27 protein-coding genes are annotated in these 23,347 nt (G+C 64.1%); 18 read left to right on the forward strand and 9 right to left on the reverse strand.

Annotated features, from left to right (window positions below):
* Positions 1–10: 10 nt before the first annotated feature.
* From G404_RS0113605 to G404_RS0113635, 7 genes are all read left to right on the forward strand, one after another.
* Positions 11–2,566 (forward strand): TonB-dependent receptor, encoded by a 2,556-nt coding sequence (locus G404_RS0113605; protein WP_245584528.1) that lies wholly within the window; start codon positions 11–13, stop codon positions 2,564–2,566.
* Between the two features lie 125 nt (positions 2,567–2,691).
* Positions 2,692–3,228, forward strand: a complete 537-nt coding sequence (locus G404_RS0113610) for a 2,4'-dihydroxyacetophenone dioxygenase family protein (RefSeq protein WP_028641579.1) — start codon at positions 2,692–2,694, stop codon at positions 3,226–3,228.
* 19 nt (positions 3,229–3,247) lie between these two features.
* Complete coding sequence (locus tag G404_RS0113615; RefSeq protein ID WP_245584529.1) at positions 3,248–3,772, forward strand: 2,4'-dihydroxyacetophenone dioxygenase family protein; 525 nt, start codon at positions 3,248–3,250, stop codon at positions 3,770–3,772.
* 12 nt (positions 3,773–3,784) lie between these two features.
* Positions 3,785–4,852, forward strand: coding sequence for an aromatic ring-hydroxylating oxygenase subunit alpha (locus tag G404_RS0113620; RefSeq protein WP_051280687.1), 1,068 nt, complete (start codon positions 3,785–3,787; stop codon positions 4,850–4,852).
* A complete protein-coding gene (locus G404_RS19095) occupies positions 4,849–5,229 on the forward strand; it encodes an SDR family oxidoreductase (RefSeq protein WP_084601334.1) in 381 nt (126 codons plus the stop codon). The genes G404_RS0113620 and G404_RS19095 overlap by 4 nt, the downstream gene beginning before the upstream one ends.
* 11 nt (positions 5,230–5,240) lie before the next feature.
* Positions 5,241–6,227 (forward strand): alcohol dehydrogenase catalytic domain-containing protein, encoded by a 987-nt coding sequence (locus G404_RS0113630; protein ID WP_245584530.1) that lies wholly within the window; start codon positions 5,241–5,243, stop codon positions 6,225–6,227.
* A 46-nt stretch (positions 6,228–6,273) separates the two neighbouring features.
* Positions 6,274–7,575 (forward strand): MFS transporter, encoded by a 1,302-nt coding sequence (locus tag G404_RS0113635; protein WP_036521477.1) that lies wholly within the window; start codon positions 6,274–6,276, stop codon positions 7,573–7,575.
* 76 nt (positions 7,576–7,651) lie between these two features.
* On the opposite strand, the gene G404_RS0113640 is transcribed toward G404_RS0113635, so the two are convergent.
* From G404_RS0113640 to G404_RS0113650, 3 genes are all read right to left on the reverse strand, one after another.
* Entirely contained in the window at positions 7,652–8,401 is a 750-nt protein-coding gene (locus G404_RS0113640) for a LytR/AlgR family response regulator transcription factor (protein ID WP_028641584.1), read from the reverse strand.
* Positions 8,398–9,651: a sensor histidine kinase gene (locus G404_RS0113645; RefSeq protein ID WP_245584531.1), complete on the reverse strand. Its 1,254-nt coding sequence runs from the start codon at positions 9,649–9,651 to the stop codon at positions 8,398–8,400. The genes G404_RS0113640 and G404_RS0113645 overlap by 4 nt, the downstream gene beginning before the upstream one ends.
* A gap of 173 nt (positions 9,652–9,824) precedes the next feature.
* Positions 9,825–11,348, reverse strand: coding sequence for a fumarate hydratase (locus G404_RS0113650; RefSeq protein ID WP_028641586.1), 1,524 nt, complete (start codon positions 11,346–11,348; stop codon positions 9,825–9,827).
* A gap of 173 nt (positions 11,349–11,521) precedes the next feature.
* Between G404_RS0113650 and G404_RS0113655 the strand changes: the two genes are divergently transcribed.
* From G404_RS0113655 to G404_RS19100, 5 genes are all read left to right on the forward strand, one after another.
* Complete coding sequence (locus G404_RS0113655; protein ID WP_028641587.1) at positions 11,522–12,112, forward strand: protein-L-isoaspartate O-methyltransferase family protein; 591 nt, start codon at positions 11,522–11,524, stop codon at positions 12,110–12,112.
* A 2-nt stretch (positions 12,113–12,114) separates the two neighbouring features.
* On the forward strand, positions 12,115–13,593 hold the full coding sequence (locus G404_RS0113660; RefSeq protein ID WP_051280689.1) for a TolC family outer membrane protein: 1,479 nt from the start codon (positions 12,115–12,117) through the stop codon (positions 13,591–13,593).
* Positions 13,594–13,677: 84 nt separating this feature from the next.
* The gene (locus tag G404_RS0113665; protein ID WP_028641589.1) at positions 13,678–14,145 is read left to right on the forward strand and encodes a DUF2497 domain-containing protein; all 468 of its coding nucleotides are present in this window, start codon (positions 13,678–13,680) and stop codon (positions 14,143–14,145) included.
* Positions 14,145–14,579, forward strand: a complete 435-nt coding sequence (locus G404_RS0113670; RefSeq protein ID WP_028641590.1) for an acyl-CoA thioesterase — start codon at positions 14,145–14,147, stop codon at positions 14,577–14,579. The genes G404_RS0113665 and G404_RS0113670 overlap by 1 nt, the downstream gene beginning before the upstream one ends.
* A complete protein-coding gene (locus tag G404_RS19100) occupies positions 14,576–14,971 on the forward strand; it encodes a (2Fe-2S) ferredoxin domain-containing protein (protein ID WP_051280699.1) in 396 nt (131 codons plus the stop codon). Before G404_RS0113670 ends, G404_RS19100 begins: the two co-directional genes overlap by 4 nt.
* On the opposite strand, the gene G404_RS0113680 is transcribed toward G404_RS19100, so the two are convergent.
* The gene (locus G404_RS0113680; protein ID WP_245584532.1) at positions 14,955–15,590 is read right to left on the reverse strand and encodes a lysophospholipid acyltransferase family protein; all 636 of its coding nucleotides are present in this window, start codon (positions 15,588–15,590) and stop codon (positions 14,955–14,957) included. The genes G404_RS19100 and G404_RS0113680 overlap by 17 nt on opposite strands.
* 112 nt (positions 15,591–15,702) lie before the next feature.
* On the opposite strand from G404_RS0113680, the gene G404_RS19105 reads away from it, so the two are divergent.
* Complete coding sequence (locus G404_RS19105) at positions 15,703–16,062, forward strand: DUF983 domain-containing protein (protein ID WP_084601338.1); 360 nt, start codon at positions 15,703–15,705, stop codon at positions 16,060–16,062.
* A 23-nt stretch (positions 16,063–16,085) separates the two neighbouring features.
* Here G404_RS19105 and G404_RS20765 read toward each other — a convergent pair whose 3' ends face one another.
* The 5 genes from G404_RS20765 to G404_RS0113710 all read right to left on the reverse strand — a co-directional run bounded on the left by G404_RS20765 (position 16,086) and on the right by G404_RS0113710 (position 19,389).
* Positions 16,086–16,466, reverse strand: a complete 381-nt coding sequence (locus G404_RS20765; RefSeq protein ID WP_028641592.1) for a PilZ domain-containing protein — start codon at positions 16,464–16,466, stop codon at positions 16,086–16,088.
* A gap of 151 nt (positions 16,467–16,617) precedes the next feature.
* Positions 16,618–17,304: a glutathione S-transferase family protein gene (locus G404_RS0113695; protein ID WP_028641593.1), complete on the reverse strand. Its 687-nt coding sequence runs from the start codon at positions 17,302–17,304 to the stop codon at positions 16,618–16,620.
* Positions 17,301–17,936 (reverse strand): 3-oxoacid CoA-transferase subunit B, encoded by a 636-nt coding sequence (locus G404_RS0113700; RefSeq protein WP_028641594.1) that lies wholly within the window; start codon positions 17,934–17,936, stop codon positions 17,301–17,303. The genes G404_RS0113695 and G404_RS0113700 overlap by 4 nt, the downstream gene beginning before the upstream one ends.
* The gene (locus G404_RS0113705; RefSeq protein WP_028641595.1) at positions 17,936–18,646 is read right to left on the reverse strand and encodes a CoA transferase subunit A; all 711 of its coding nucleotides are present in this window, start codon (positions 18,644–18,646) and stop codon (positions 17,936–17,938) included. The genes G404_RS0113700 and G404_RS0113705 overlap by 1 nt, the downstream gene beginning before the upstream one ends.
* 89 nt (positions 18,647–18,735) lie before the next feature.
* Positions 18,736–19,389, reverse strand: a complete 654-nt coding sequence (locus tag G404_RS0113710) for an HAD-IA family hydrolase (protein ID WP_211230788.1) — start codon at positions 19,387–19,389, stop codon at positions 18,736–18,738.
* Positions 19,390–19,527: 138 nt separating this feature from the next.
* Here G404_RS0113710 and G404_RS0113715 point away from each other — a divergent pair, with 138 nt between their 5' ends.
* The 5 genes from G404_RS0113715 to yidC all read left to right on the forward strand — a co-directional run bounded on the left by G404_RS0113715 (position 19,528) and on the right by yidC (position 23,346).
* A complete protein-coding gene (locus tag G404_RS0113715) occupies positions 19,528–20,307 on the forward strand; it encodes a universal stress protein (RefSeq protein WP_028641597.1) in 780 nt (259 codons plus the stop codon).
* Between the two features lie 320 nt (positions 20,308–20,627).
* Positions 20,628–20,762 (forward strand): 50S ribosomal protein L34, encoded by a 135-nt coding sequence (gene rpmH, locus G404_RS0113720; protein ID WP_028641598.1) that lies wholly within the window; start codon positions 20,628–20,630, stop codon positions 20,760–20,762.
* 56 nt (positions 20,763–20,818) lie between these two features.
* Complete coding sequence (rnpA, locus tag G404_RS19110) at positions 20,819–21,217, forward strand: ribonuclease P protein component (RefSeq protein ID WP_342663719.1); 399 nt, start codon at positions 20,819–20,821, stop codon at positions 21,215–21,217.
* Entirely contained in the window at positions 21,214–21,423 is a 210-nt protein-coding gene (gene yidD, locus G404_RS0113730) for a membrane protein insertion efficiency factor YidD (protein ID WP_028641600.1), read from the forward strand. Before rnpA ends, yidD begins: the two co-directional genes overlap by 4 nt.
* Before the next feature lie 75 nt (positions 21,424–21,498).
* Positions 21,499–23,346 carry a membrane protein insertase YidC gene (yidC, locus tag G404_RS0113735; RefSeq protein ID WP_028641601.1) on the forward strand — a complete coding sequence of 616 codons (1,848 nt, stop codon included), beginning with the start codon at positions 21,499–21,501 and terminating at the stop codon, positions 23,344–23,346.
* The last annotated feature ends 1 nt before the right edge of the window (position 23,347 follow it).

Below are 23,347 nucleotides of genomic sequence, written 5' to 3' on the forward strand. Positions count from 1 at the left end.
GATGATGGATATGAAGCGACCGACAGGCATCCTTGCGGGCGTTGCCCTCAGCGTTCTGATCGCCGGCACTGCCCAGGCACAATCGACCCCGGCGGCCCCCGCAGCGGCTGCGCCTGCCGAAGGCGGCATTCAGGAAATCGTGGTGACCGCGCAAAAGCGGTCGGAAAACGTGCAGAATGTGCCGATTGCGATCAGCGCGTTCACTGCCAATGCACTCAAGGAACGCGCGGTCGGCGACGTGTCGCAGCTGTCGGGCCTGTCACCCAACGTCACGCTGGATGCCTCGACCCCGTTCTCGGGCTCGTCGGCGGTGCTTGGTGCGTCGATCCGTGGTGTCGGCGCGGCCGACTTTGCGTTCAACATCGATTCTGCGGTCGGGGTCTATGTCGACGGCGTCTATCTTGGCCGTTCGGTCGGGGCGAACCAGGATCTGCTCGACGTGGACCGGATCGAAGTGCTCAAGGGTCCGCAAGGAACGCTGTTCGGCCGCAACACCATCGGCGGCGCAATCTCGATCGTCACGCATGATCCGGGCGACAAGTTCCGCTTCATCGGCGATTTCACCACCGGCAGCTACAATCGCATCCAGGGGCGCGCGACGATGGATCTGCCGCTGGCAGACAACCTGTCGTCATCGATCTCGTTCGGGATCATGAATCGCGAAGGCTATCAGTACCAGATCCCCTATCCCGGTCAGTATGTTGCCGACAGCTTTACCAGCTTTGCCGGCGCGTCGCATATCAGCGGCGACAACCGCTATGGCGGCGACAACAGCTGGAACACGCGGGTCAAGCTGAAGTACACCGGGGTCAACGGTTTCAAGGCCGTGCTGGAATTCGATTATACCCATGTGAACCAGGAATCGACCGCCAGCACACTGCTGGGTACCGACACGTCGTCGGCCAGCCTGTCGTCGATCTACAACGCCTGCGTCAGCCTGCCGGTGGTGGTGCTTGATACCACGCCGCTTGCAGGCATCTGCGGCCCGCGCGGCGGGGTCAACGGTTACAACACGCTGCCGGGTCTTGGCGGGCAGGGTGCCAACGGGTATCTGACATATGGCAACCAGTTCATCACCGGCAATATCGACACGACGTATGCCACCGGTCAGAACTATTCCAAGGTCAGCCAGCTGGGTGTCGGCCTGACGCTGGAACAGCCGGTCGGATCGGCATTGCTCAAATCGATCTCGTCGTTCCGCAAGGTCGATCTGAATGCCGGGACAAACCAGGATGGTTCGCCGCTGAACATCCTGATGGTCGACTTCACCGTGTTCCAGCACCAGTGGAGCCAGGAACTGCAGCTGACCGGCAAGGCGATGGATGACAAGGTGAACTATGTGTTCGGCGGGTATTTCTTCAACGAAACCGGCAATCTGCACGACTATGTCAACTTTGATGACGGCATCCTGCAGGTTGACGGTCCGGGCAGGATCAACACCGTGGCGCTGGCCACGTATTCACAGCTTGATTACAAGTTCAGCGATCTGATCAGCGTTACCGCCGGTGCGCGCTATACCCACGAACACAAGAACTATTATGGCGGCCAGGCCGACGACAACGGGTTGAGCTACAAGCTGGCCGGTCTGTCGCCCAATGCCGCCGGCGCTGCCGCGCTGGGTTTCCCCTATACCAACAACTGGAGCGCAGGCTTTCAGTATGGGGCCAATCTGGGCGCGCTGGCGCAGTATCTCGATTATTTCCCGGCCACGCCCAACACGCAGGTGTTCAACAACTTCAGCCCCAAGATCGGCATCCAGCTGCATCCTTCGCGCGACCTGATGGCCTATTTCAGCTGGTCAAAGGGGTACAAGTCGGGCGGCTGGACCACGCGTCTGTCGGCGCCGTTGCAGGCTGCGCCGGAATTCGGCCCGGAACACGCCACCACCTATGAACTGGGGATCAAGTCCACGCTGCTCGACCGCAAGCTGCAGATCAACGCCGCGGTGTTCGATACCCAGTACAACGGCATCCAGCTGAACGAACAGATCGGCGCATCGCCGACGGTGTTCAACCTGGGCAAGGCGATCAACCGGGGCGCCGAACTCGAAGCCACGATCGCGCCGGGGGGCGGGTTCACCGTGCAATCGTCGCTGTCCTACCTCGATGCGCATTACACCTATGTCTGCGGTGAAGGCGGTGTGTACCAGGGCTTCTGCAACGGCAATTCCGCCTATATTGCGCCAGGCTCAAACCCTTATGAAGCGGGCGTCTATGCCGGTGCGCCGCTGCCCAAGGCGCCGCACTGGAAGATCAACGTATCGCCGCGTTACGAAATCAGCCTGCCGCACGGCAAGGTGATCCTGCTGGCCGATTGGACCCACACCACCAGCATGTGGAACGATTCGCTCGGCACATATCTGATCATGCGCAAGGGCACCGACATGCTCAATGCCGGCGTCACCTACAAGGCGCCCGAAGGCAACTGGGATCTGACCGTAGGCGGGACCAACCTGACCAACAACCGGTACCTGATCACCGGCGATTCAAACCTGGCAGCAGGCGCGATCACCGGAACCTACAACCGTCCGGCCGAATGGTACGCGCGGGTGGGGGTGCGGTTCTAAGCACGCGCAGACACAACGGGCGGGGCCGCAAGGTCCCGCCCGTTTTCCTTGAGGACCATGATCTTGCCCGAATCTGCGCATCGGTGCGGACTATGTCGCCACTCTGATCCGTTAGGACATTAGCCATGACCACCATGACCGCCCCGCCGTCAAGCAAGGCCGCGATCGTCGATGTGCCCTTTGCCCATCGCGAAATCGTCGCCCGGCTCAGCCCCGGTGGCCGCTATATCGATGCGCAGTCCGACGTGGACAGTCCGTGGGTGCCGTTTGGCGACAAGGCCGCAATCAAGCATCTGGCGTTCGATGTGCGCCAGGGGATCTTTTCCAACATCCTGTGGATCAAGGAACCCGGCGTTATCGGCACGCATCTGCATCGCGGCACGATCATGATGGTCTGCCTTGAGGGCAGCGTGAAATACCTTGAATACGACTGGGTCGCCTCGCCCGGCGGGCTGATCCTTGAAGTGCCCGGGGAAAGCCACACGCTGGTCACCGATCACCCCGAGGGCGTGAAGCTGTTCGGGTGGATGCAGGGTCCGATCGAATTCTACGACGAGAATGCCAATTTCGTCGAAACGACCGACGTATGGTGGTTCATCAACCACTATGAAACGCACTGCAAGGCGCACGGCATTCCGCTCAACCCCAAATTGTATATTTGAAGGCCGCGACCCCATGTCCATGACTGCACCACCTTCGGGCGCCTACAAGATCGTCGCGGTTCCCGAACTTTATGGCGAAACGATCAAACGGCTGGGCGTCGAGGGCACGTATGTTGGTGCCGGCGAAGCCGACAGCCCGTGGGTGCCATTTGGCGACAACGCCGCGATCCGCCATCTGGCGTTTGACGTGCGCGAAAACATCTACGTCAACATCCTGTGGATCAAGGGCCCGGGCGTGATCGGCACGCACAAGCATCGCGGCAAAGTCTGGGCGATCGGGCTTGAAGGCAGCTTTCGCTATCTGGAATACGACTGGGTGTGCAAACCGGGCGAATTCATCACCGAGACCCCGGGCACCGCGCACACGCTGGTGACCGATGACCCCAACGGCATGAAGGCGCTGTTCCACATGCAGGGCGCCAACGAGTTCTTCGACGAAAACGGCAACCATGTCGAAACGCTCGATGTGTGGTGGTTCATCAACCACTACGAGACCTATTGCCGCGAACACGATCTGCCGATCAACCCGGCACTCTATCTGTAAGGGATTGCGGCGATGACCGGTACCCGCCCTGCGACACCACGGCTGGATGGCCCGCGTGGCGTCTATCTGCGCAATGCCTGGTATGTCGCGGCCTGGGCCGATGGCCTGGGCGCAACCCCGCAGGCCAAGGTTTTTCTGGAAGAACCCGTGGCGCTGTTTCGCGACGCCGATGGCATCGCCCAGGCGATCGGCGGGCGCTGTCCGCACCGGTTTGCGCCGCTGGGCAACGGCACGGTGATCGACGGCGCCTTGCAATGCCCCTATCACGGTTTGCGGTTCGGCACCGACGGCGCCTGCGTGTTCAATCCGCATCCGGGCGGCGCTGTGCCCAAGGTCTCGGTGCCGGTCTATCCGCTGGTCGAACGCCATGCGTTGCTGTGGATCTGGATGGGAGATCCGGCGCGCGCCGATGCCGCGGCAATTCCCGATTTTGCCTGGCTGTCCGACCCGCGCTGGGATGTGGTGCGCGGCCAAACCTGTGCAGAGGGGCATTACGAGCTTTATTCGGACAATATCCTTGACCTCAGCCACGCCAATTTCGTCCACCCCGCGCTGGTCGCCAGCGCCTTTACCGAGGGCGCGCGGCGGTTCTGGCAGGATGGCGAAACCGTGCATGCCCACTATGCCCAGCCCGACGATTACCTGTCCGAAGGGATTTCGGCGATCCTGGGCACCGCCGGGCGCAAACAGGCGTTTGACGGCCATGTCGTGTGGCAGGCGCCGGCCACGCTGTCATTCGATTTCCGCACCGGAGAGCCGGGCACGCCGTTCGAGCAAATGGGCAATATGCCCTCGCTCCACGCCTTCACCCCCGAAACCGCCGACACCACGCATTACCTGTGGGCGACGGGCCGCGACTTTGCCGTGGGCGATGCCGAATTTTCGGGCGCGATGCGCGGTGCGCTGGAATATGCCTTTGAACACGAGGATATGCCGTTGATCCGCGACGCGCATCGCCTGATGGCGGGGCGTGATTTCTGGGATCTGCAACCGCTGGTGCTCGAAGGTGATGGCGGCGGGATCCGCGCGCGGCGCCAGTTGCGCAAGATGATCGCCGCCGAACAGTCGCAGCGCGCATGACCACGCTGGGTCAGTTTGCCATTGCCGGGCGGCCGGCACTTGTCACCGGTGCCGCCTCGGGGATCGGGCTGGCCTATATGCCTGCCAAGGCCGGCGTGCTGCACATGGTGCCCCACGCCGCGCTTGAACTTGCCGAATACCGCATCCGCGTCAACGCGATCGCGCCGGGTCCGTTCATCACCAATATCGGCGGCGGCTGGGTCAAGAAAGACCCCGTGGCCAAGGCTGCGTTCGACAAGACGATCCCGCTGGGCGCGATGGCGCAGACCAGGCAGATCAAGCCCCTGGCGCTGCTCCTGGCATCGGATGCATCCAGTTTCATGACCGGCGCGCACGTGGTGATCGACGGCGGCGTGCAACTGGGCCAGTTGCGGTGAAAGCCGCGGTCATGCAGGGGCTGCATCGGCCCCTGGCGATCGAGACGGTGCCCGATCCGACGCCTGGCGCCGGGGAACTGGTTGTCCGGGTCGGCCGTTGCGGGATCTGCGGATCGGACCTGCACATGACCGAAGACCCCGCCTACGGCAAAGCTGCCGGCGATGTGCTGGGGCACGAATTTGCGGGCGAAGTGGTCGCGCTGGGCCGTGACACCACGGGGCTGGCGCTGGGCGACCTGGTTGCGGTGATGCCGCTGCAATCGTGCGGCACGTGCCAAACCTGTCTGGCGGGCGAAGTGGCCTGGTGCGATCAATTCGGGCTGCAGGGCGGCGGCTTTGCCGAATATGCGGTGACGCGGGCCAACCAGTGCATCCGACTGCCGCGTTCGGCCAGCCTTGCCGACGGCGCGATCATCGAACCGCTGGCGGTGGCGCTGCACGGGGTCAACATGGCCGGGCTCAACACCGGCGACGCCGTGCTGGTGCTGGGGGCAGGGCCGATCGGGCTGGCCGTGGCATTCTGGGCGCGGCGCCGGGGTGCAGCCAAAGTGGTGGTGCAGGATATCGCGCCGCACCAGCAGGCGCGCGCGCTGGGCATGGGGGCCACCGGCTTAGCGATCGATCCGTCCGACCCGGTCGGTGCCGCCGCACGCGCGCTGGGGGGCAAGGCCGATGTGGTGTTCGAATGTGTCGGCAGGCCCGGCCTGATTGCCCAAGCCGTCGACCAGGTGCGCAATCGCGGCACCATTGTGCTGCTGGGGCTGTGCACCCGGCCCGACACGTTCAACAGCTTTGCCATGTTGTCGAAGGAAGTGCGGCTGATCACATCGGCGTTCTTTACCCGCAGCGAATACGAAGCCGCGCTCGACGCGCTTGACGCAGGGGCTGCCCAGCCCCGCCTGCTGATCACAGATACCATAGCACTGGACCAGACCCCGGTGCGGTTCGAGGCGTTGCGCACGCGCGGCCACGACTGCAAGGTGCTGATTGCACCCTGATTTCACCGATTTATACAGTTTTGAAAACCAACCGGGGGACGATCCTTTGACGACGGCGCGCAGCATTATCGAACAGGGCCGGATGCATCCGCTGCAATGGGTGGCAGTGATCATCACGATTGGCCTCAACGCGCTCGACGGGTTCGACATTCTGGCCAGCGCCTTTGCCGCGCCCGGTATCGCGGGCGAATGGCACATCTCGCGCGAGGCGCTGGGGCTGGTGCTGTCGATGGAATTGTGGGGCATGGTCGCCGGGTCGATCGTGCTGGGCGGATTGACCGATCTTGCCGGGCGACGGCGCACGATCCTGCTGTGCATCACCGTCATGGCACTCGGCATGGCCATGGCGACGACCGCCACCGGGCCCGAAAGCCTGTCGGTCTGGCGGCTGGTCACCGGGTTCGGCATCGGCGGCATGCTGACATCGATCAACGCGGTCGCCGCCGAGCTGTCCAGTCTGAAGCACCGCAGCCTGGCCATGGCAATCATGGTAATCGGTTATCCGCTGGGCGGTGTGATCGGCGGGCTGGTGGTGCAGCAATTGCTGAAAGGCGAAAGCTGGCGCGCGGTGTTCATGCTGGGCGCGATCGCCTCGGCCGTATTCATTCCGCTGGTCGTGCTGTTCGTGCCCGAAACGCCGGCATTCCTTGAACAGAAACGCCCGGCGGGTGCTTTGGCCGCGATCAACCGCACGTTTGCACGTTTTCGCCTGCCCGCGCTTGCCGCGCTGGCGCCGCGCGGGCCCGAGACCGTCCGGCCCGGCCTGCTCGACATTGTCAAACCCGGCCTGATCGGCACGACCACGGTGCTGACGCTGGGCTATTTCTTCCACGCGATCAGTTTCTATTTCATCCTGAAATGGGCGCCCAAGATCATCGCCGATTTCGGCCATTCGCCAAGCGAGGCGGCAGGCGTGCTGACCTCGGCCAACATCGGCGGCGCGATCGGCGGCGCGGTGTTCGGCGTGTTCATGCAACGCTTCGGGATCAAGCGCCCGACGCTGGTGGTGCTGCTGGGATCGGTCATCGGCATCACGCTGTTCGGCAGCCACGACAAGGGATCAACCCTGCTGATATGGTCGATCGCCGCCTCGCTCGGGATGGTCTTTGCCAATGCCGCGATCGTCGGGTTCTATGCCAGCTTTGCGGCCGGTTTTCCGACCCATGTGCGCGGGACGGGCACCGGGTTTGCGCTGGGGATCGGCCGGCTTGGCGGCGCGCTTTCGCCGATCCTGGCCGGATATCTGTTCAAGGCGCAACTGGGACTGCAAGGGGTGGCCATGGTCATGGCATGCGGATCGCTGGTGGCGTTCGGCCTGCTGGCGCGGTTCAATCTGCGCCCGCGCTAAAGCATGATGCGTTTGATGCACAAAACCGGTGCGCGCTTATTTGCACGATGCTTTTGCGGGTTTACGCCCTAACGCCCTAACGCCCTGCCATCGCCTTGGCGCCGGGCAGGTAGGTTCGCCCGATGCGCAAGGCGGTGCCGTCGGCCAGTTCGGCCGACCATACCCCCAGCCCGTCGTGGCGCAGCCCGGCGATGCGATCGCGGCGCACGATCGTGGATCGGTGCAGGCGGATAAATCGTTCGGGATCGAGCCGGTCTTCCAGCCCCTGGATGGTGTGCAACATCAGGTAGGATCGCGGCCCGACATGCAGGCGCACATAGTCGCGTTCGGCGTCGATCCGTTCGATATCGCTTGCCGCCAGCCGGATCAGTTCGCTGCGATGCGGCACCCAGAATTCTTCCAGCCAGGTGCTGGCGGGGCGATCCTCGACAGGCTCTGCCGCAGCGCTGCGCCGGGCCAGCGCGCGTTCCACCGCGCGGGTCAGGCGATCTTCGGCGACGGGTTTCAGCACATAATCGACCGCGTCGCAGTCAAACGCCTCGACCGCGAACTGGTCGTGCGCGGTGACAAAGATCACCGCCGGCCGATTGCTGCGGGTCACCAGTTGGCGCGCCACAACCAGGCCGTCGGCTTCGGGCATGGTCATGTCGAGCAGCAGCAGATCGGGCGACAGCGCCTCGGCCAGCCGCAGCGCCTGTGCGCCGTCGCTGGCGGTACCCACCACCTGGATCGCGGGGATCCGGCCCACCAGGATCTGCAGGCGTTCGATCGCCAGCGGTTCGTCATCGACGATCAATGTGCGCAACGGGCGTTGGTCTTCGGTCATGGGGCACCGTGTTCGGGTTGGTCGGACGGACTGAGCGGCAGGGCAAGCGTGGTGGCATGGCCGCCGCCGGGGCGCGGCCCGCAGGTCAGGCCGGCTTCGCTGCCGTAACGCGCGGCCAGCCTGCTGCGCACATTGGCCAACCCGATGCCGTTGCCCGCCTCGTGGCCGGTCTTGCCCGGGCCATCATCGGCCACAGTCAGCACCAACAGGCCGTCCTGCGCGCGTGCGGTCAGGGTGATGGTGACCGCGCGGGTGGTCGCCGCCACGGCGTATTTGATCGAATTTTCCACCAGCGGCTGCAGGATCATGCCCGGCACAGGGGCATGGGCGAGTTCGGCGGGCACATCGAACACCGTCTTCAGCCGGTCGGGAAAGCGCACCGCCTCGATATCGAGATAATGGCGCTGCAAGGCAATTTCGTCGGCCAGCGGCACTTCGGCGGTGGGATCGGCGGCCAGCGAGTGCCGGTAAAAGCTCGACATTGTCTGGATCATCCGCTCGGCCGCGGCCTCGCGCCCGGTCATCACCAGCGCCGACAGCGAATTCAGCGTGTTGAACAGGAAATGCGGATTGACCTGATAGCGCAAGGACCGCAGTTCGGCGGCCTTGGCCGCGCGGCGGTATTCGCCTTCGCGCACCGTCGCGGCGCGCACCATTTCGGCATTGCCCAACGCCAGGTACAGCGCGGCCCAGGCGATCAGCAGGAAATAACGGCCAAGCGCCACATCGGTCAGTTGCCGCCACAGCCCTTCGTGTTCGACCGGGTTCTGGATCAGCGTGATTGCGGGCACGGGTGCTGGCGCAGGCGTTGGCGCAGCCGCGCCGTCGTCGATATCGATCAGCAGGTTGCCCGACAGATCGTGGCGCACGCGCACCGGGGCGTGCGGCGGGGCCGGCTGCCTGGGTGTGGCAGGCTGGTCGGTCAGCCGCGCGATCATTTGCGCCTCGACCGGCTCGAACGCCTGCTGGTTGACCACGGCCAGAGCCAGCGCTGCGGGCAGCATGATCACCAGCGCCGCAGCCAGCCGCACCGAAGTCGGCCGGCCATCAAACCGGCGCAGCAGCGGCCAGGCCAGCATCGTCACCACAATTCCGGCCAATGTGACGAGCGCACGGCGCCACAGCAGATCGCCGAATTCGCCCAATTCCACCACCAGCGCGCGCATCGTGATCAGCACGAAATAGCACAGCCACAGCGCCACCGCCGACCACAGCACCTGTCGCGCGGGAACGTGAGCGATGTCGCTCAACGGAATTTCCCGGGTGCGGGGACAATTTTGGAGTTCGTGCAGATACTGGCCATCGACGATTGTCTAAAACAAAAGGCCCCGACTGCGCCAGTGCGGCGGTCGGGGCCCATCGTGCGTTTGTCGAACCGGGTTCGCGGCGGCAGGTCTTCGGTCGCCACCGCGAACACGCCCACTCACACAGGCAGCAGGCCTTCGGCGGCGATCTTTTTCTTCCAAACCAGCGGGGCCAGCTGGTGCACGTTCTGCCCGGCGGAATCGACCGCCACCGTCACCGGCATGTCCTCGACAGTGAATTCATAGATCGCCTCCATGCCCAGATCGGCAAAGGCCACCACGCGCGATTGCTTGATTGCGCGCGCCACCAGATAGGCCGCGCCGCCAACCGCCATCAGATAGGCCGACTTGTGGTTGGCGATCGACTGGGTCGCTGCCGGGCCACGTTCGGATTTGCCCACGCTGGCAAGCAAGCCCTGGCCCAGCATCATGTCCATGAAGCTGTCCATCCGCGTGGCAGTGGTGGGTCCGGCCGGGCCCACCACTTCGTCGCGCACCGGATCGACCGGGCCGACATAATAGATCACCCGGCCCGCGAAATCGACCGGCAGCGGTTCGCCTTTGGCCAGCATGTCCTTGATCCGTTTGTGCGCGGCATCGCGTCCGGTCAGCATCCGGCCATTGAGCAGCAGGCGATCGCCCTGTTTCCAGCCCTGCACCTGTTCGGGGGTCAGCGTGTCGAGATTGACCCGCTTGGCCGCTGCATCGGGGGCCCATTGCACGCGCGGCCATTCATCCAGCCTTGGCGCCTCGAGATAGCTGGGGCCCGAGCCGTCGAGCGTGAAATGCGCGTGGCGCGTGGCGGCGCAATTGGGGATCATCGCCACCGGTTTGCCCGCGGCATGGCACGGCGCATCCATGATCTTCACATCGAGAATGGTCGACAATCCGCCCAGGCCCTGTGCGCCGATGCCCAGCGCATTGACCTTGTCAAAGATGTCGATGCGCAGGCGTTCGATATCGGTCTGCGCGCCGCGCAGTTTGAGTTGGGCCATGTCGATCGGTTCCATCAGCGCCTGTTTGGCCAGCAGCACGCAGTGTTCGGCGGTGCCGCCGATGCCGATGCCCAGCATGCCCGGCGGGCACCAGCCCGCGCCCATCTGCGGCAGCATTTCGATCACCCAGTCGACGATCGAATCGCTGGGGTTCATCATCTTGAATTTCGACTTGTTTTCGCTGCCGCCACCCTTGGCGGCGACATCGATGCTGACCGTGTTGCCGCGCACCATTTCGACATGCAGCACACACGGCGTGTTGTCGCGGGTGTTGCGGCGGGTAAACGCCGGGTCGGCCAGGACCGAGGCGCGCAAGGTGTTGTCGGGATTGGTGTAGGCGCGCCGCACGCCCTCGTCGACGACGTCCTGCAGGCTGAGATCGCTGTCCAGCCGGCAATCCTGGCCCCATTTGACGAACACGTTGACGATGCCGGTATCCTGGCAGATCGGGCGGTGGCCTTCGGCGCACATCCGGCTGTTGGTCAGGATCTGGGCAATCGCGTCCTTGGCCGCGGGCCCCTGTTCGGCCTCGTAGGCGTGACCCAGCGCGCGGATGTAATCCATCGGATGGAAATAGCTGATATATTGCAAGGCATCGGCAACGCTGTCGATCAGGTCTGCCTCGCGGATGATCACCATGTCTGCCATTGGTCTTCGCACCTTTGTTGAACCCGTGCACTCGACAAACGCCCTTACGCCTCGACGGACGACATGCAAATAACTTGGCGCGGGCGGAACGATAATCTAGAGCTTTGGCTCAGATCCGATCCGGCATTGCGGCATGGGCACGCCCGTCCGGACATCAGCTAACGAGGGAATTCATGACCTTGGTGCAAGAACGCGTGGGCTTTGACGCTGCACGCCGCGCGATGATCGACAGCCAGCTGCGCGTCAGCGGCGTGAACGATCCGGCCATTCTGGCGGCGTTTGCCGCGCTGCCGCGTGAGGAATTCGTGCCCCGGGATCGCCGTGCGATTGCCTATATCGACCGCGCCGTGCCGCTGGGCCAGGGTGCCGTGCTGGCGCCCGCACTGACCCACGGACAGATGCTGACCGCAGCAGAGCCGGTGGCCGGTGATCACGTGCTGGTGATCGGCACGCCGGGTGATTATCTTGGCGCGCTGGCCAGGCAGCTTGTGGCCAAGGTTGCCGTGGTGGCGCCCGATGGCGATTGGACCGCGGCGGCGCCCTATTCGCTGGTGCTGATCGACGGCGCGATCGAGGTTGCTCCGGCGGCGCTGTCGGCGGTGCTGGCCGATGGTGGCCGCGTGGTCACCGGGCTGATCGAACGCGGGGTTGCGCGTCTGGCGTTCGGACGCCGGGTGGGTGGCGAACTGGTGTTTACCAAACTGGCCGAGGCCGACTTTGCCCCGATTGCGGCGTTTGCTGCGAAGAAAAGCTGGAGCTTCTGATCTTGCTTGGGGGCGGGGGACAATGGACCGGTGCGCTGATCGGTGCGGCGGTGGTGCTGGCGCCTGTGGCAGGGCACGCTGAAACACTGCGCGAGGCGCTGGTTTCGGCGTACAGGACCAATCCGGATCTGGCCTCTGCGCGCGATACCCAGCGCGCCACCGATGAAAATGTGCCGATCGCCCGCGCGCAGGGCCTGCCCAGCCTGCAAGGGTCGGTCAGCTATGCCAAGACGATTGAAAAGCAGGCCAGCGGAATCTACGATTTCTATCCGAGCGACACGTTCCAGGCCAACACCTCGTTCAGCCAGACGGTCTATGCCGGCGGCGGTATCCGCAGCGCGATCGATGCTGCCAAAGTGCGCGTGCGCCAGGGCCAGGCCAGCTTGCGCAGCACCGAGACGGGGGTGTTTTCCTCGGTGGTCACGGCCTATCTCGATGTCACGCTCAATGCGGCGATCGTCGCGCTCAATCGCAGCAATGTGCAAGTGCTGGAAATCAACCTGAAGGCGACAAGCGACAGGTTCGAAATCGGCGATGTCACCCGCACCGATGTGGCCCAGTCGAATTCGCGGCTGGCGCAAGGGCGCGCCACCTTGCGCAGCGCCGAATCATCGCTGATCGCCGCGCGCGAACACTTTGTGCAAGTGGTCGGCCATGCGCCCGACACGCTGGATGTGCCGCCGCCGCTGGCCGGCCTGCCGCACACGCCCGACGAGGCAGTGCAGATCGCGCTCGAGATCAATCCCGATCTGGTCGCAGCGCGGCTGGCCACCAAGGCGGCCGGCTATGACGTACGGACTGCCGACGCCTCGCGCCTGCCCAAAGTGGCCGTGGTGGGATCGACCGCCTATACCAATTTTCTGGGCACGCTGCCCGCGCAGGCCGTTGCCGTCGGCAGCTTTCCGCATATCGGCACCGCGCAGATCGGATTGCAGGCGACGATCCCGCTTTATCAGGGCGGATTGCCCAGCGCGCAGATCCGCCAGGCCCAGGCCAACGAAGGCGCCGCCGACGAACACGAGATTTCGGTAGAGCGCGAAGTGATCGCCACGGTGCGCGCCGACTTTGCCGCCTACAAGGCGGCCAATGATTCGATCGCGCTCAACCAGACCGCGGTCGATGCTGCCGCGCTCAGCCTGCAAGGGGTGCGCGCCGAAAACACCGTGGGCAATCGGACGATCCTCAATATCCTCGATGCCGAACAGGAACTGGTCAACGCGCAGGTCAATCTGGTGACCGCGCGGCGCAATGCCTATGTCGCCGGGTTCAACCTGCTGGCAGCGATGGGCAAGGCGCAGGCCAAAGACCTGGCGCTGGACGAGGATCTGGGCGCTGCACTCTACGATCCGCAGGTGCATTACGAACGCACCGAACGCGATGCCAACGACTGGCACCGCGATCCCGAACCGGTGCGGCAATCGACCCCGACCAGCGCGATCCCGGCGCAGGATGCCAAGGTTCCGCCGCAACCGCTACCGTAACCGGGGGGGGCGTGTTAAGCGGTTGAAGGAAAGCGATTCGGTGCAACACCGAATCGCAGGGTCAAATTCGGGATTGCGACGGGCATGCGGCAGGCTGGTGAACCCTCGGTCGAGGAAATCCTTGCATCGATCAAGAAAGTAATCGCGCGCGACAACCGTGTCGAAGCAACACGCCGCGATATCGAGCCGGGCAGCGATGCCGGACTGCGCGACCGGTTTGGCGATGTGCTCGATCTGGGCGAAGTGGCCGCGCAAGTGCTGGGCGCAGACCCTGTTGCCGCGGCCCATGCGCAGGCCGCCGATCCTGGTGATGGCCCGCTGCTGAACGCCGCCACGGCCTCGGCGATGCGCGATTCGCTTGAGGCGCTCGCGCTGTTGTCGCAACCCGGTGCCCCGCCGCAGATCGTGCGGTCGGGCGAAACTTCGCTTGAAAGCCTGGTGCGCGAACTGTTGCGCCCGATGCTGGCCGAATGGCTGGACAAGCATCTGCCGGCCATGGTCGATCGTATGGTCGCCGCCGAAATTACCCGGATCGCGCGCAAGAAGGGCTGATGCCTAAACCCGAACCGCATCTGCTCGATCCCGCGCGCTATCGCCATCGCACGCAGATCACCACGCGCTTTGCCGATCTTGACCCCAACGACCATCTCAACAATGTGGCGATGGCCGCGATGTTCGAAGACGCGCGGGTGCGATTTTCGTTTGCAATCGGGTTTCGGGCCGACCGGCGTCCTGGCGGGCGGCGGTTCATGGTGGCCGCGGTGGCAATCAACTACCTGGCGCAGGCGCATTTTCCCGATCCGATCGAATGCCTGGCAGCACCTGTCGCGGTCGGGCGAACCAGCTGGACCTTGCACCAGCTGCTGTTGCAGCACGACGTGCCGGTGGCGACGGCCCGGTCGGTGCTGGTATCGATCATCGATGACCGGCCCGCACCGCTCGACGATGCCATGGTGGCAACGCTGGAACCCTGGATGCTGACATGACCGACGCGGTGGAACAGGCCGAACATGCGCTGCACAAGCTGGGCGGGTTTGCGCCGCGGAGGCACATATTTCTGTGCGTCGATCCCGACAAGGACAAATGCGCGCCGCGCAAAAAAGGCCAGGAAAGCTGGGCGTTTCTGAAACGCCGGCTGGGCGAACTCGGTCTGGGCGGCGCGGCGGGTGTCTTGCGCAGCAAGGCAGGTTGCCTGCGCGTCTGTGCCGCAGGACCGGTCGCGGTGGTCTATCCCGAAGGCGTCTGGTACCATTCGTGCAGCCCGGCGGTGCTTGAACGCATCCTGGTTGAACACATCCGCGATGGCCGGCCGGTCGAGGAATACCGGCTGGTGCCGGATCGCACGACGCGCGATCCGACGCTTAGCGGCCCCCGCTGATCATCGTTTCCAGATCGGTGGTGCCGCGATCCGGGTGGCGCGGCGTAACGTCGCGATAGGCCTCGGCAATGCGCGCCATGTCGGCGCGGTAATCGCCTGTGGGCATGATTTCGGGGCCAAGCCCGCCGGTGCGCGTGGCGTAATCCATCATCCCCACCACCATCGGCACGCCCGCGCCCATCGCGATGTGATAGAACCCCGAACGCCAGCCGCGCACTTTGCTGCGGGTGCCTTCGGGCGCCACGGTCAGGACGAAGCGGTCGCGGCGGGCGAATTCGGCCACCATCGATCCGACCATGTCGTGCCGACCCGATCGATCGACCGATATCCCGCCCATGTCGCGCATGAACCGCCCCATCGGCCAGCGGAACAGGCTGTCCTTGGCCATGAAATGCGCGTCGATCTTCAATTCCTGCGCCAGACCCAGGAAATAAACGAAATCCCAGTTCGACGTATGGGGCGCGGCAATGATCACATACCGGCCATGCGCGGGCGGAGTGCCCACCGCGCGCCAGCCCTGCCGGCGGTAAAACGCCAGCAGTCCCGCGCGCGTCCAGCGCGACAAAGTGCCGATCGCAGGCCGCGTCACGTCGCGCGGCATCACAGAATCCTGGTTCATGCATCTCCCCCGAGGCGCATGATCTACACGCGCGGCACGGCGAAGTCGAACGCTTGCCGCCTGCCGTCGCACTGGCCTATTGGTGCACCCACCTCGTACCGGAAGACAGGTCATGGCACTGATCCAAAATGACAAGCTGCGTCACATCGTGCGCTCGGGCTGGCGCGGGGTGTGCCCGCGCTGCGGGCAGGCGTCGATGTTTGATGGCTGGCTGAAACTTGCGGCGCGCTGCCCGGCCTGCGGCCTTGATTACAGCTTTGCCCATGCCGACGATGGCCCGGCGTTCTTTGCCCTGTGTCTGACCGCGTTTCCGCTGGTGTTCATCGTGGTGTGGATCGAGGTCACGTGGTCGCCACCGTGGTGGGTGCATGCGCTGGTTTCGGTGCCGATCCTGGCGCTGGGCTGCCTTGGCTCGCTGCGCCCGTTCAAAGGCTGGCTGGTGGTTTCGCAATATTTGAACGAGGCGCCCTGACAGGCCTCATTCGGCGGTTTTGGTCACGACGCGAGATGGGCCAGGCCTGGCCTGTGGGTCGCGGCAGCCTGCGCTGCTTCGGCCTTGCGCTGGCTGGCGGTGTGTTTGCGCACCAATGTGTTGAACACATCGGGATGCAGCGGTTGCTGAAATTCCAGGCCGGCGGCAACACCCTTTACCCACACGACAACCGCCGCCTTGGGCTTTAACGAAGGCAGCAGCAGCGTAATGACCTCGTCATACCGCAGGCCGACCAATCCCTCGATGCGGGCGCCATGCGTGGTCAGGTCCTTAAGCATGACAGGCGCGGTCTTTCCCCCCAGGCGATAGCGCACCGGCAGGTCGAAACTGACGCGCGTGGCCCGAGGCGTAAATCCCTCGTCACCGAAATTTGCCCCTAACACCGCGTGCCCCCGCTTTTGCGTCTATCCCGGGCAACAGGACGGCAGATCACGGCAATTTCTTAAGGGCGCCATTGCAGGTTTCGTGAATTGATGTGGTTACGCTGCGCACACGTTGCGCGATGGTTGCATGATCGCGCGGGATCGGTGCGCATCAGCCCGTGCGATAGTCTGCTGTCACCATGCCGCAGCGGGCCAGATCGGCCTCGTGCTCGGCCTCGCGCCAGGTTTCGCCAAGCGCTGCGCGCTCCCATTCCTGCATCGCAGGATGCGCCAGGATCGTCGCAACCCACTGTGCCCCGGCTGTGCCGACATCGAGGCCATACGTGCGAATACGGAACGCGACGGGCGCATAGAACGCGTCGGCGGCGGTAAACGCCGCACCGGTTAACCAAGGTCCGCCAAACCGGGCCATCGCTTCGGAAAAAATCTCGGTGATCCGGGCGATGTCGCGGGCCAGATCGGCCGGCACTTCGGCCAGGGTGGCGCGCACGCCGACATTCATCGTGCAGCGATTGCGCAGCGCCGAAAAACCGCCATGCATTTCGGCAACCACGCACTGCGCAAAGGCGCGCGCGTCAGGCGCCTGCGGCCACACCCCGGGATGGCGTTCGGCCAGGTGCAGCGTGATGCCCAGCGAATCCCACACGGTGGTGTCGCCATCGATCAGCACGGGCACCTGCCCCGTGGGCGAAAAGGCGCGGAATGCGTGCCAGTTCACCGGGTGCGCAAACGGTTCGATCCGGTCCTCGAACGCGATGCCCAGTGCGCGCATCAGCAGCCATGGCCGCAACGACCAGCTTGAATAATTGCGGTTGGCGGTGATCAGCGCGGGCGTCATGCCAGGTAATGCGCGGTGGTCCTGGCGGCCAGTTCCTCGGCGGTCACCCCCGGGGCCCGTTCGACCAGGTGGAACGGGCTGGCATGATCGGCGCGCGCAAACACCGCCAGATCGGTGATGATCATGTCAACCACGCCCACGCCGGTCAGCGGCAGGGTGCAGGCGGGGATGAACTTCGGGCTGCCATCTTTGGCGGTGTGTTCCATCACCACGATCACGCGTTTCACGCCCGCGACCAGGTCCATCGCGCCGCCCATGCCCTTGATCATCTTGCCGGGCACCATCCAGTTGGCGATGTCGCCGTTTTCGGCCACTTCCATTGCGCCCAGCACGGTCAGGTCGATATGCCCGCCGCGGATCATCGCAAAGCTGGCCGCGCTGTCGAAATAGGCCGATTGCGGCAGTTCGCTGATGGTCTGTTTGCCCGCGTTGATCAGGTCGGGATCGACATCGTCGTCAAACGGAAACGGTCCGATCCCCAGCATGCCGTTTTCCGATTGCAGCGTCACCGTCATCCCGGCGGGGATGTGATTGGCGACCAGTGTCGGAATGCCGATGCCCAGGTTGACATAAAACCCGTCCTGCAACTCGCGCGCCGCACGGGCCGCCATTTCGTCGCGGGTCCACGCCATTATACTGTCTCCCGTTCGCGGGTCGTTCGAAATTCGATCTTCTTGTCATAAGGCGCGCCCACGATCAGGCGTTGCACATAGACGCCGGGCAGGTGGATGGCATCGGGATCAAGGCTGCCGGTGGGTACGATTTCCTCGACTTCCACCACGCAGACTTTGCCGCATTGCGCGGCGGGCACGTTGAAATTGCGCGCGGTCTTGCGAAACACCACGTTGCCGGCTTCATCGGCGCGCCACGCCTTGACCAGCGCCAGATCGGCAAAGATGCCGCGTTCCAGGATATAATCCTGCCCGTCAAAATTTTTGACCTCTTTGCCTTCGGCCACCAAAGTGCCGACGCCGGTCTTGGTGTAGAACCCGGGAATGCCCGCACCGCCTGCACGCATGCGTTCGGCCAGGGTTCCTTGCGGGCAGAATTCGACCTCAAGCTCGCCCGACAGGTACTGGCGTTCGAATTCCTTGTTTTCGCCGACATAGGACGAGATCATCTTTTTCACCTGCCGCGTGCGCAGCAGCCGGCCAATGCCCTCGTTGTCGATGCCGGCGTTGTTCGAAGCAAAGGTCAGGTTCGTGACCCCCGAGGCGCGCACCGCATCGAGCAGGCGTTCGGGCACGCCGCACAGGCCGAACCCGCCGCACGCAATCAGCAACCCGTCGCGCAACACGCCGTCAAGCGCGGCAGCGGCATCGGGATAAAGCTTTCTGGCCATGAATCACTCTTGTGTCTGAAGGCGGCGCAGCCGTCGGTCCGTCTGCGATTGCAAGCTTGGACCGATTGATCAATCCAAATTGCGACATTTCAGACCAAATTCAGACCCAGCACCGCCGACAGGTCGGCCAGCGCCTGTTCGCCGCTGGTCACTTTGATCGCGTGCATGCCCATCGCGGCGGCGGGTTTGCAGTTGATGCCCAGGTCATCAAGATAGATGCAGGCCTGCGGGGGCACACCCAGCCGTTCGCACATCATCGCATAGATCCGCGGATCGGGCTTGCGCACGCCCGCCTTGGAACTTTCGATCACGTGTTCAAACCGGGCAAACACCGCCTCAAGCGCGTCGGCGCGATTGCCGCTGCGGGCCATGCCCGCGCCATGGCCGGTGGGCACATTGTTGGTGATGCAGGCAATGCGGTACCCGGCCGCGGTCAGGCGGTCGAGCGCTGCGACCATCGCCGGGCGCAGCGCACCGGCCAGCACCGCCAGCACCGACGCGCCATCCAGCGCATGGCCCAGCGCCTGCGCCTCGGCGGCAAACCGGGTGTCGAAAGTCGCGGCATCGATTTCGGCGCGCTCGAACAATGCCCAGGCATTGCCGTCGGGATTGGTGGCATTGACCTGCCGGACGAAATCGTGCGGCAGCCCGCGTTCGGCCTCAAGCCGGTTGAACGCCTCGAACGGCGAAGCGGTGATCACCCCGCCAAAATCGAAAATCACGCATTCGAACCGGTGTGCCATCATCAAACTCCCGGCCACGTTCCTTAATGGCTCGCTTAAACCTGGCAAGCGGTCAATGGTTGGCGAATTGATGCAGATCATGGCCGATTCGGCCGCGGGGGCGCAGATCACCAGGCATCGCAATGAAGGAAGACCCCCATGCGCTCAATTCTATGCCCCGTCGACAATTCCCCGACGCTCGACGATCGGGTCGAAACCGCTTTGTCCCTGGCCCGTGCGGTCGGCGGCCATGTCACGTTCCAGATTGCCACGCCGTTTGCCCAGCTGGCGCTGTGGGAACCGTTTGGCGGCGCTGCGCTGTCGGCTGATGCGATCAACAACGTGCGCATCGGTGACGAGCAGCTTGCCAGCGATCTTGATGCCCGGCTTGCCCCGCAGGATGTGGCGTTTGACGTGGTGGTGGTCGATGAAGGCCGGATCGAAGGCATTGCCAGCGCTTCGCGCTTTACCGATATCGTCGTCACCAGCCTGGAAGACCCGACGCTTGAGGAGATCGGCCTGGGCATGCGGGTGCCGGTGCTGGCCGTGCCCAAAGGCGTGCCCTTGCTGACATTCGACCATCCGGTGGTGGTTGCCTGGGATGGCGGGCACGAAGGCGCAGCGGCCTTGCGCGCGTCGCTGCCGCTGTTGCATCTGGCCAGTGCGGTGCATCTGTTGACGGTGCGCGAAAAGAGCGATGATTTCCCCGCGGCCGAGGCGGCCAGTTATCTTTCGCGCCACGACATCCACGCCGAATGCCACGAGACAGAGCGCAACGACACGATTTCCGCCTCGATCGAAGCGTTCGCGCGCGAACAGGGTGCAGGACTGATCGTCATGGGCCTGTTCGGCAAAAGCCGCCTGCGTGAACTGCTGCTGGGCGGGGTGTCACGCGCCTTGCTTGATCGTTCGACGATTCCGCTGCTTCTCGCGCATTGAACGGCGGGCCCTGAATTGCAGAAATTGCAATCGACGTTGTGCCTTTCGCACTTGCACAAAATCGGTGTGCGCTGCAAAAAGACCCTGCCTTTCAGGCATCCTCTCCCAAACTTTTCAGCCCGGCCGGCAACGGCCGGGCTTTTTTTGATGCCGCCGCGGCCGATCCCTGTCCGGGTTTTGACTGCGAACTTGACGTAGCGGCGCGGTTTGCGTATCCGCCGCGGCCTGATTCCCGAGCACAGACCCGCAGCACTGTCGGATTCGTCCATGCGGTGACCAAGGTCTGCCTCGTCCATTCGAACACGAAAAAGAGCAGTCTCATGAAGCGCACCTTTCAGCCCAGCCGCCTCGTTCGCGCCCGTCGTCACGGCTTTCGCGCCCGCACGGCCACTGTCGGTGGCCGCAACATCCTGCGCGCGCGTCGTGCACGCGGCCGCAAGAAGCTGTCGGCCTGAACCTGGCCGTGGGGGGTGATGCCCCCGCACCGGGCCGCGCCCCTGCCCCGGCAGATGTGGCGCAGCCGCGTGCCTTGCGCATCGGCATAATCCGCAAACGGGCGGATTTCCTTGCCGCCAATCATGCAGTCCGGGTCGCAAGGCCCGGATTTGTGCTTTTGGTGCGGCCCGACGTGCAGGATCTGCGCGATGTCCGGTTCGGCGTGACGGTCACCAAGAAGATCGGCAATGCCGTGTGCCGCAACCGGATGAAGCGCCGCTTGCGTGCGTTGCTGCGCGAAATTCTGCCGACCAGCGGGATCGCCGGGGCCGATCATGTGCTGATCGGGCGCGAAGGCGGCATCGAACGCGATTTTGCGCTGTTGCGCACCGAGCTTCAGGCGGCATTGTCGCGCGTGGCCGCGGGCAAGGGCGATCCGCCGCGCAGTCCGCGCGGGCCGGGCAAACGCCGGTGAAGCGCCTGCTGATCCTGGCTGTGCGCGCCTGGCAGCTTGGCCCTTCGGCCGTGATGTTGCCGACCTGCCGCTTTGCCCCCAGCTGTTCGGCTTATGCGATCGAGGCGCTGGAACGCCACGGTGCGTTTAGGGGTGGCTGGTTGACCCTGAAGCGGCTATTGCGCTGCCATCCGTGGGGTGGCAGCGGTTTCGATCCGGTTCCTTAGCACCCGCGAACAAGGGTGCAGAGCAGGTTTGCAGACTGCACCCACCCGATCCCGAATTCAATGACGCGAGGCAGAGTGGAAAATCAGCGCAACATGATCTGGGCGGTGGTCCTGATGGGGATCATCCTGATCGGCTGGCAGTTCGGCCTGGGCTATTTCTATCCCCACCTCGGACAGAAGCACGTGGTGGCCGCGGCATCGCCAACCCCCGGCCAGGCGGCGCCCGCGGCTGCCGATGTCGCCAAGCCGACCCGCGAAGGCGGTCTGCAGTCAAGCCTCGATCAGGCCGCACAGGCGCAGGATCTGAAAACCGCACTGGCCGCACCGACGCGTGTCGTCATCGATGCGCCCGGGGTCAAAGGGTCGATCAATCTGTCGGGCGCGCTGGTCGATGACCTGACGCTCAACCGCCATCGCGAAACCGCCGATCCCGGCAGCCCGCCGGTGCGGCTGTTTTCGCCCGCCGGCACCCCGGCGCAGCATTTTGCGCAAGTCGGCTGGGTGGGCCTCAACGGCGTCAAGACGCCCGATGGCAACACGCTGTGGCAGGCGAGCAGCCCGCGCCTGACGCAGGCCAGCCCGGTCACGCTGACTTGGGCCAACCCGACCGGCCAGACCTTTGCGATCCGCTATGCGATCGATGACAATTACATGCTGACTGTCACGCAAAGCGTGACCAATGGCGGCGCTGCGCCGATCTCGGTGCAGCCGTTTGCGCAGATCAACCGCACCGATCGCACCGCCAGCCTCAGCACGCCCCAGGTCCATTCGGGGCCGATCGGGGCGTTCGATGGCAAGCTGACGTTCGACTGGGACTATTCCAAGGACGCCAAGAACCAGCTGTCGACCTGTGACTTTGCCTTGCTCGGCATGTTCTGCGTGCATCGCAGCTATACCGACATCTTCCAGAACCCGGGCAAGGCCGACTGGATCGGCTTTACCGACATCTACTGGATGAGCACGTTCATCGCCGATCCAAAGGCGGCGGCTTCGGGCGGTTTCCGGGCGTTGGGGCGCGATCTTTATCGTGCCGATCTGGTCTATCCGGCGGTGATTGTGGCGCCGCATCAGACCAGTGTGCTCAACCAGCGCCTGTTTGCCGGCGCCAAGGAAAACAGCCTGCTCGAAGTGTATGAAAAGCAGGGCATCGCCAATTTCTCGCTGGCGATCGACTGGGGCTGGTTCCGCTGGTTTGAAAAACCGATTTTCTGGCTGCTCGATTCGCTGTTCCACGCGGTCAAGAATTTCGGGGTGGCGATCATCCTGCTGACGCTGATCGTGCGCGGCATGATGTTCCCCATCGCCCAGCGGCAGTTTGCCTCGATGGCGGCGATGCGTGCGATCCAGCCCAAGATGAAGGCCATCCAGGAACGCTACAAGGACGACAAGCCGCGCGCCCAGCAGGAAGTGATGGCGCTGTACAAGCAGGAAGGCGTCAACCCGCTGGCCGGCTGCCTGCCGATGTTCCTGCAGATCCCGGTGTTCTTTGCGCTGTACAAGGTGCTCGTGCTGACCATCGAGATGCGCCATCAGCCGTTTGTGTGGTGGATCCACGATCTGTCCGCGCCCGATCCCACGCATGTCGCCAATCTGTTCGGCCTGCTGCCGTTCAACCCGCCGGGTTTCCTGGGCATCGGCGTTCTGGCCATCGTGCTGGGCGCGACGATGTGGCTGCAATTCCGGCTGCAGCCTGCGGCCATGGACCCTTCGCAACAGCAGGTCATGGCGATCATGCCGTGGATGATGATGTTCGTCATGTCGACGTTCGCATCGGGCCTGCTGATCTATTGGGCGACGTCGAACATCCTGACGATCGCGCAGCAGCGGTATCTTTATGCGCGCCACCCGCAATTGAAGGCGCAGGCGGACAAGGACCAGACCGACATCGACCGGCAGGCCAAACGCGACAGCAAGAAGGTCTGAT

The sequence above is a fragment of the Novosphingobium acidiphilum DSM 19966 genome (assembly GCF_000429005.1).
GTDB classification, from domain to species: domain Bacteria; phylum Pseudomonadota; class Alphaproteobacteria; order Sphingomonadales; family Sphingomonadaceae; genus Novosphingobium; species Novosphingobium acidiphilum.

Coding starts and splice junctions, on each gene's coding strand:
- G404_RS0113605 (WP_245584528.1), top strand. CDS start 11: ATGAAGCGACCGACAGGCATCCTTGCGGGCGTTGCCCTCAGCGTTCTG.
- G404_RS0113610 (WP_028641579.1), top strand. CDS start 2,692: ATGACCACCATGACCGCCCCGCCGTCAAGCAAGGCCGCGATCGTCGAT.
- G404_RS0113615 (WP_245584529.1), top strand. CDS start 3,248: ATGACTGCACCACCTTCGGGCGCCTACAAGATCGTCGCGGTTCCCGAA.
- G404_RS0113620 (WP_051280687.1), top strand. CDS start 3,785: ATGACCGGTACCCGCCCTGCGACACCACGGCTGGATGGCCCGCGTGGC.
- G404_RS19095 (WP_084601334.1), top strand. CDS start 4,849: ATGACCACGCTGGGTCAGTTTGCCATTGCCGGGCGGCCGGCACTTGTC.
- G404_RS0113630 (WP_245584530.1), top strand. CDS start 5,241: ATGCAGGGGCTGCATCGGCCCCTGGCGATCGAGACGGTGCCCGATCCG.
- G404_RS0113640 (WP_028641584.1), bottom strand. CDS start 8,401: ATGACCGAAGACCAACGCCCGTTGCGCACATTGATCGTCGATGACGAA.
- G404_RS0113650 (WP_028641586.1), bottom strand. CDS start 11,348: ATGGCAGACATGGTGATCATCCGCGAGGCAGACCTGATCGACAGCGTT.
- G404_RS0113655 (WP_028641587.1), top strand. CDS start 11,522: ATGACCTTGGTGCAAGAACGCGTGGGCTTTGACGCTGCACGCCGCGCG.
- G404_RS0113665 (WP_028641589.1), top strand. CDS start 13,678: ATGCGGCAGGCTGGTGAACCCTCGGTCGAGGAAATCCTTGCATCGATC.
- G404_RS0113670 (WP_028641590.1), top strand. CDS start 14,145: ATGCCTAAACCCGAACCGCATCTGCTCGATCCCGCGCGCTATCGCCAT.
- G404_RS19100 (WP_051280699.1), top strand. CDS start 14,576: ATGACCGACGCGGTGGAACAGGCCGAACATGCGCTGCACAAGCTGGGC.
- G404_RS0113680 (WP_245584532.1), bottom strand. CDS start 15,590: ATGAACCAGGATTCTGTGATGCCGCGCGACGTGACGCGGCCTGCGATC.
- G404_RS19105 (WP_084601338.1), top strand. CDS start 15,703: ATGGCACTGATCCAAAATGACAAGCTGCGTCACATCGTGCGCTCGGGC.
- G404_RS0113695 (WP_028641593.1), bottom strand. CDS start 17,304: ATGACGCCCGCGCTGATCACCGCCAACCGCAATTATTCAAGCTGGTCG.
- G404_RS0113700 (WP_028641594.1), bottom strand. CDS start 17,936: ATGGCGTGGACCCGCGACGAAATGGCGGCCCGTGCGGCGCGCGAGTTG.
- G404_RS0113705 (WP_028641595.1), bottom strand. CDS start 18,646: ATGGCCAGAAAGCTTTATCCCGATGCCGCTGCCGCGCTTGACGGCGTG.
- G404_RS0113710 (WP_211230788.1), bottom strand. CDS start 19,389: ATGGCACACCGGTTCGAATGCGTGATTTTCGATTTTGGCGGGGTGATC.
- G404_RS0113715 (WP_028641597.1), top strand. CDS start 19,528: ATGCGCTCAATTCTATGCCCCGTCGACAATTCCCCGACGCTCGACGAT.
- rpmH (WP_028641598.1), top strand. CDS start 20,628: ATGAAGCGCACCTTTCAGCCCAGCCGCCTCGTTCGCGCCCGTCGTCAC.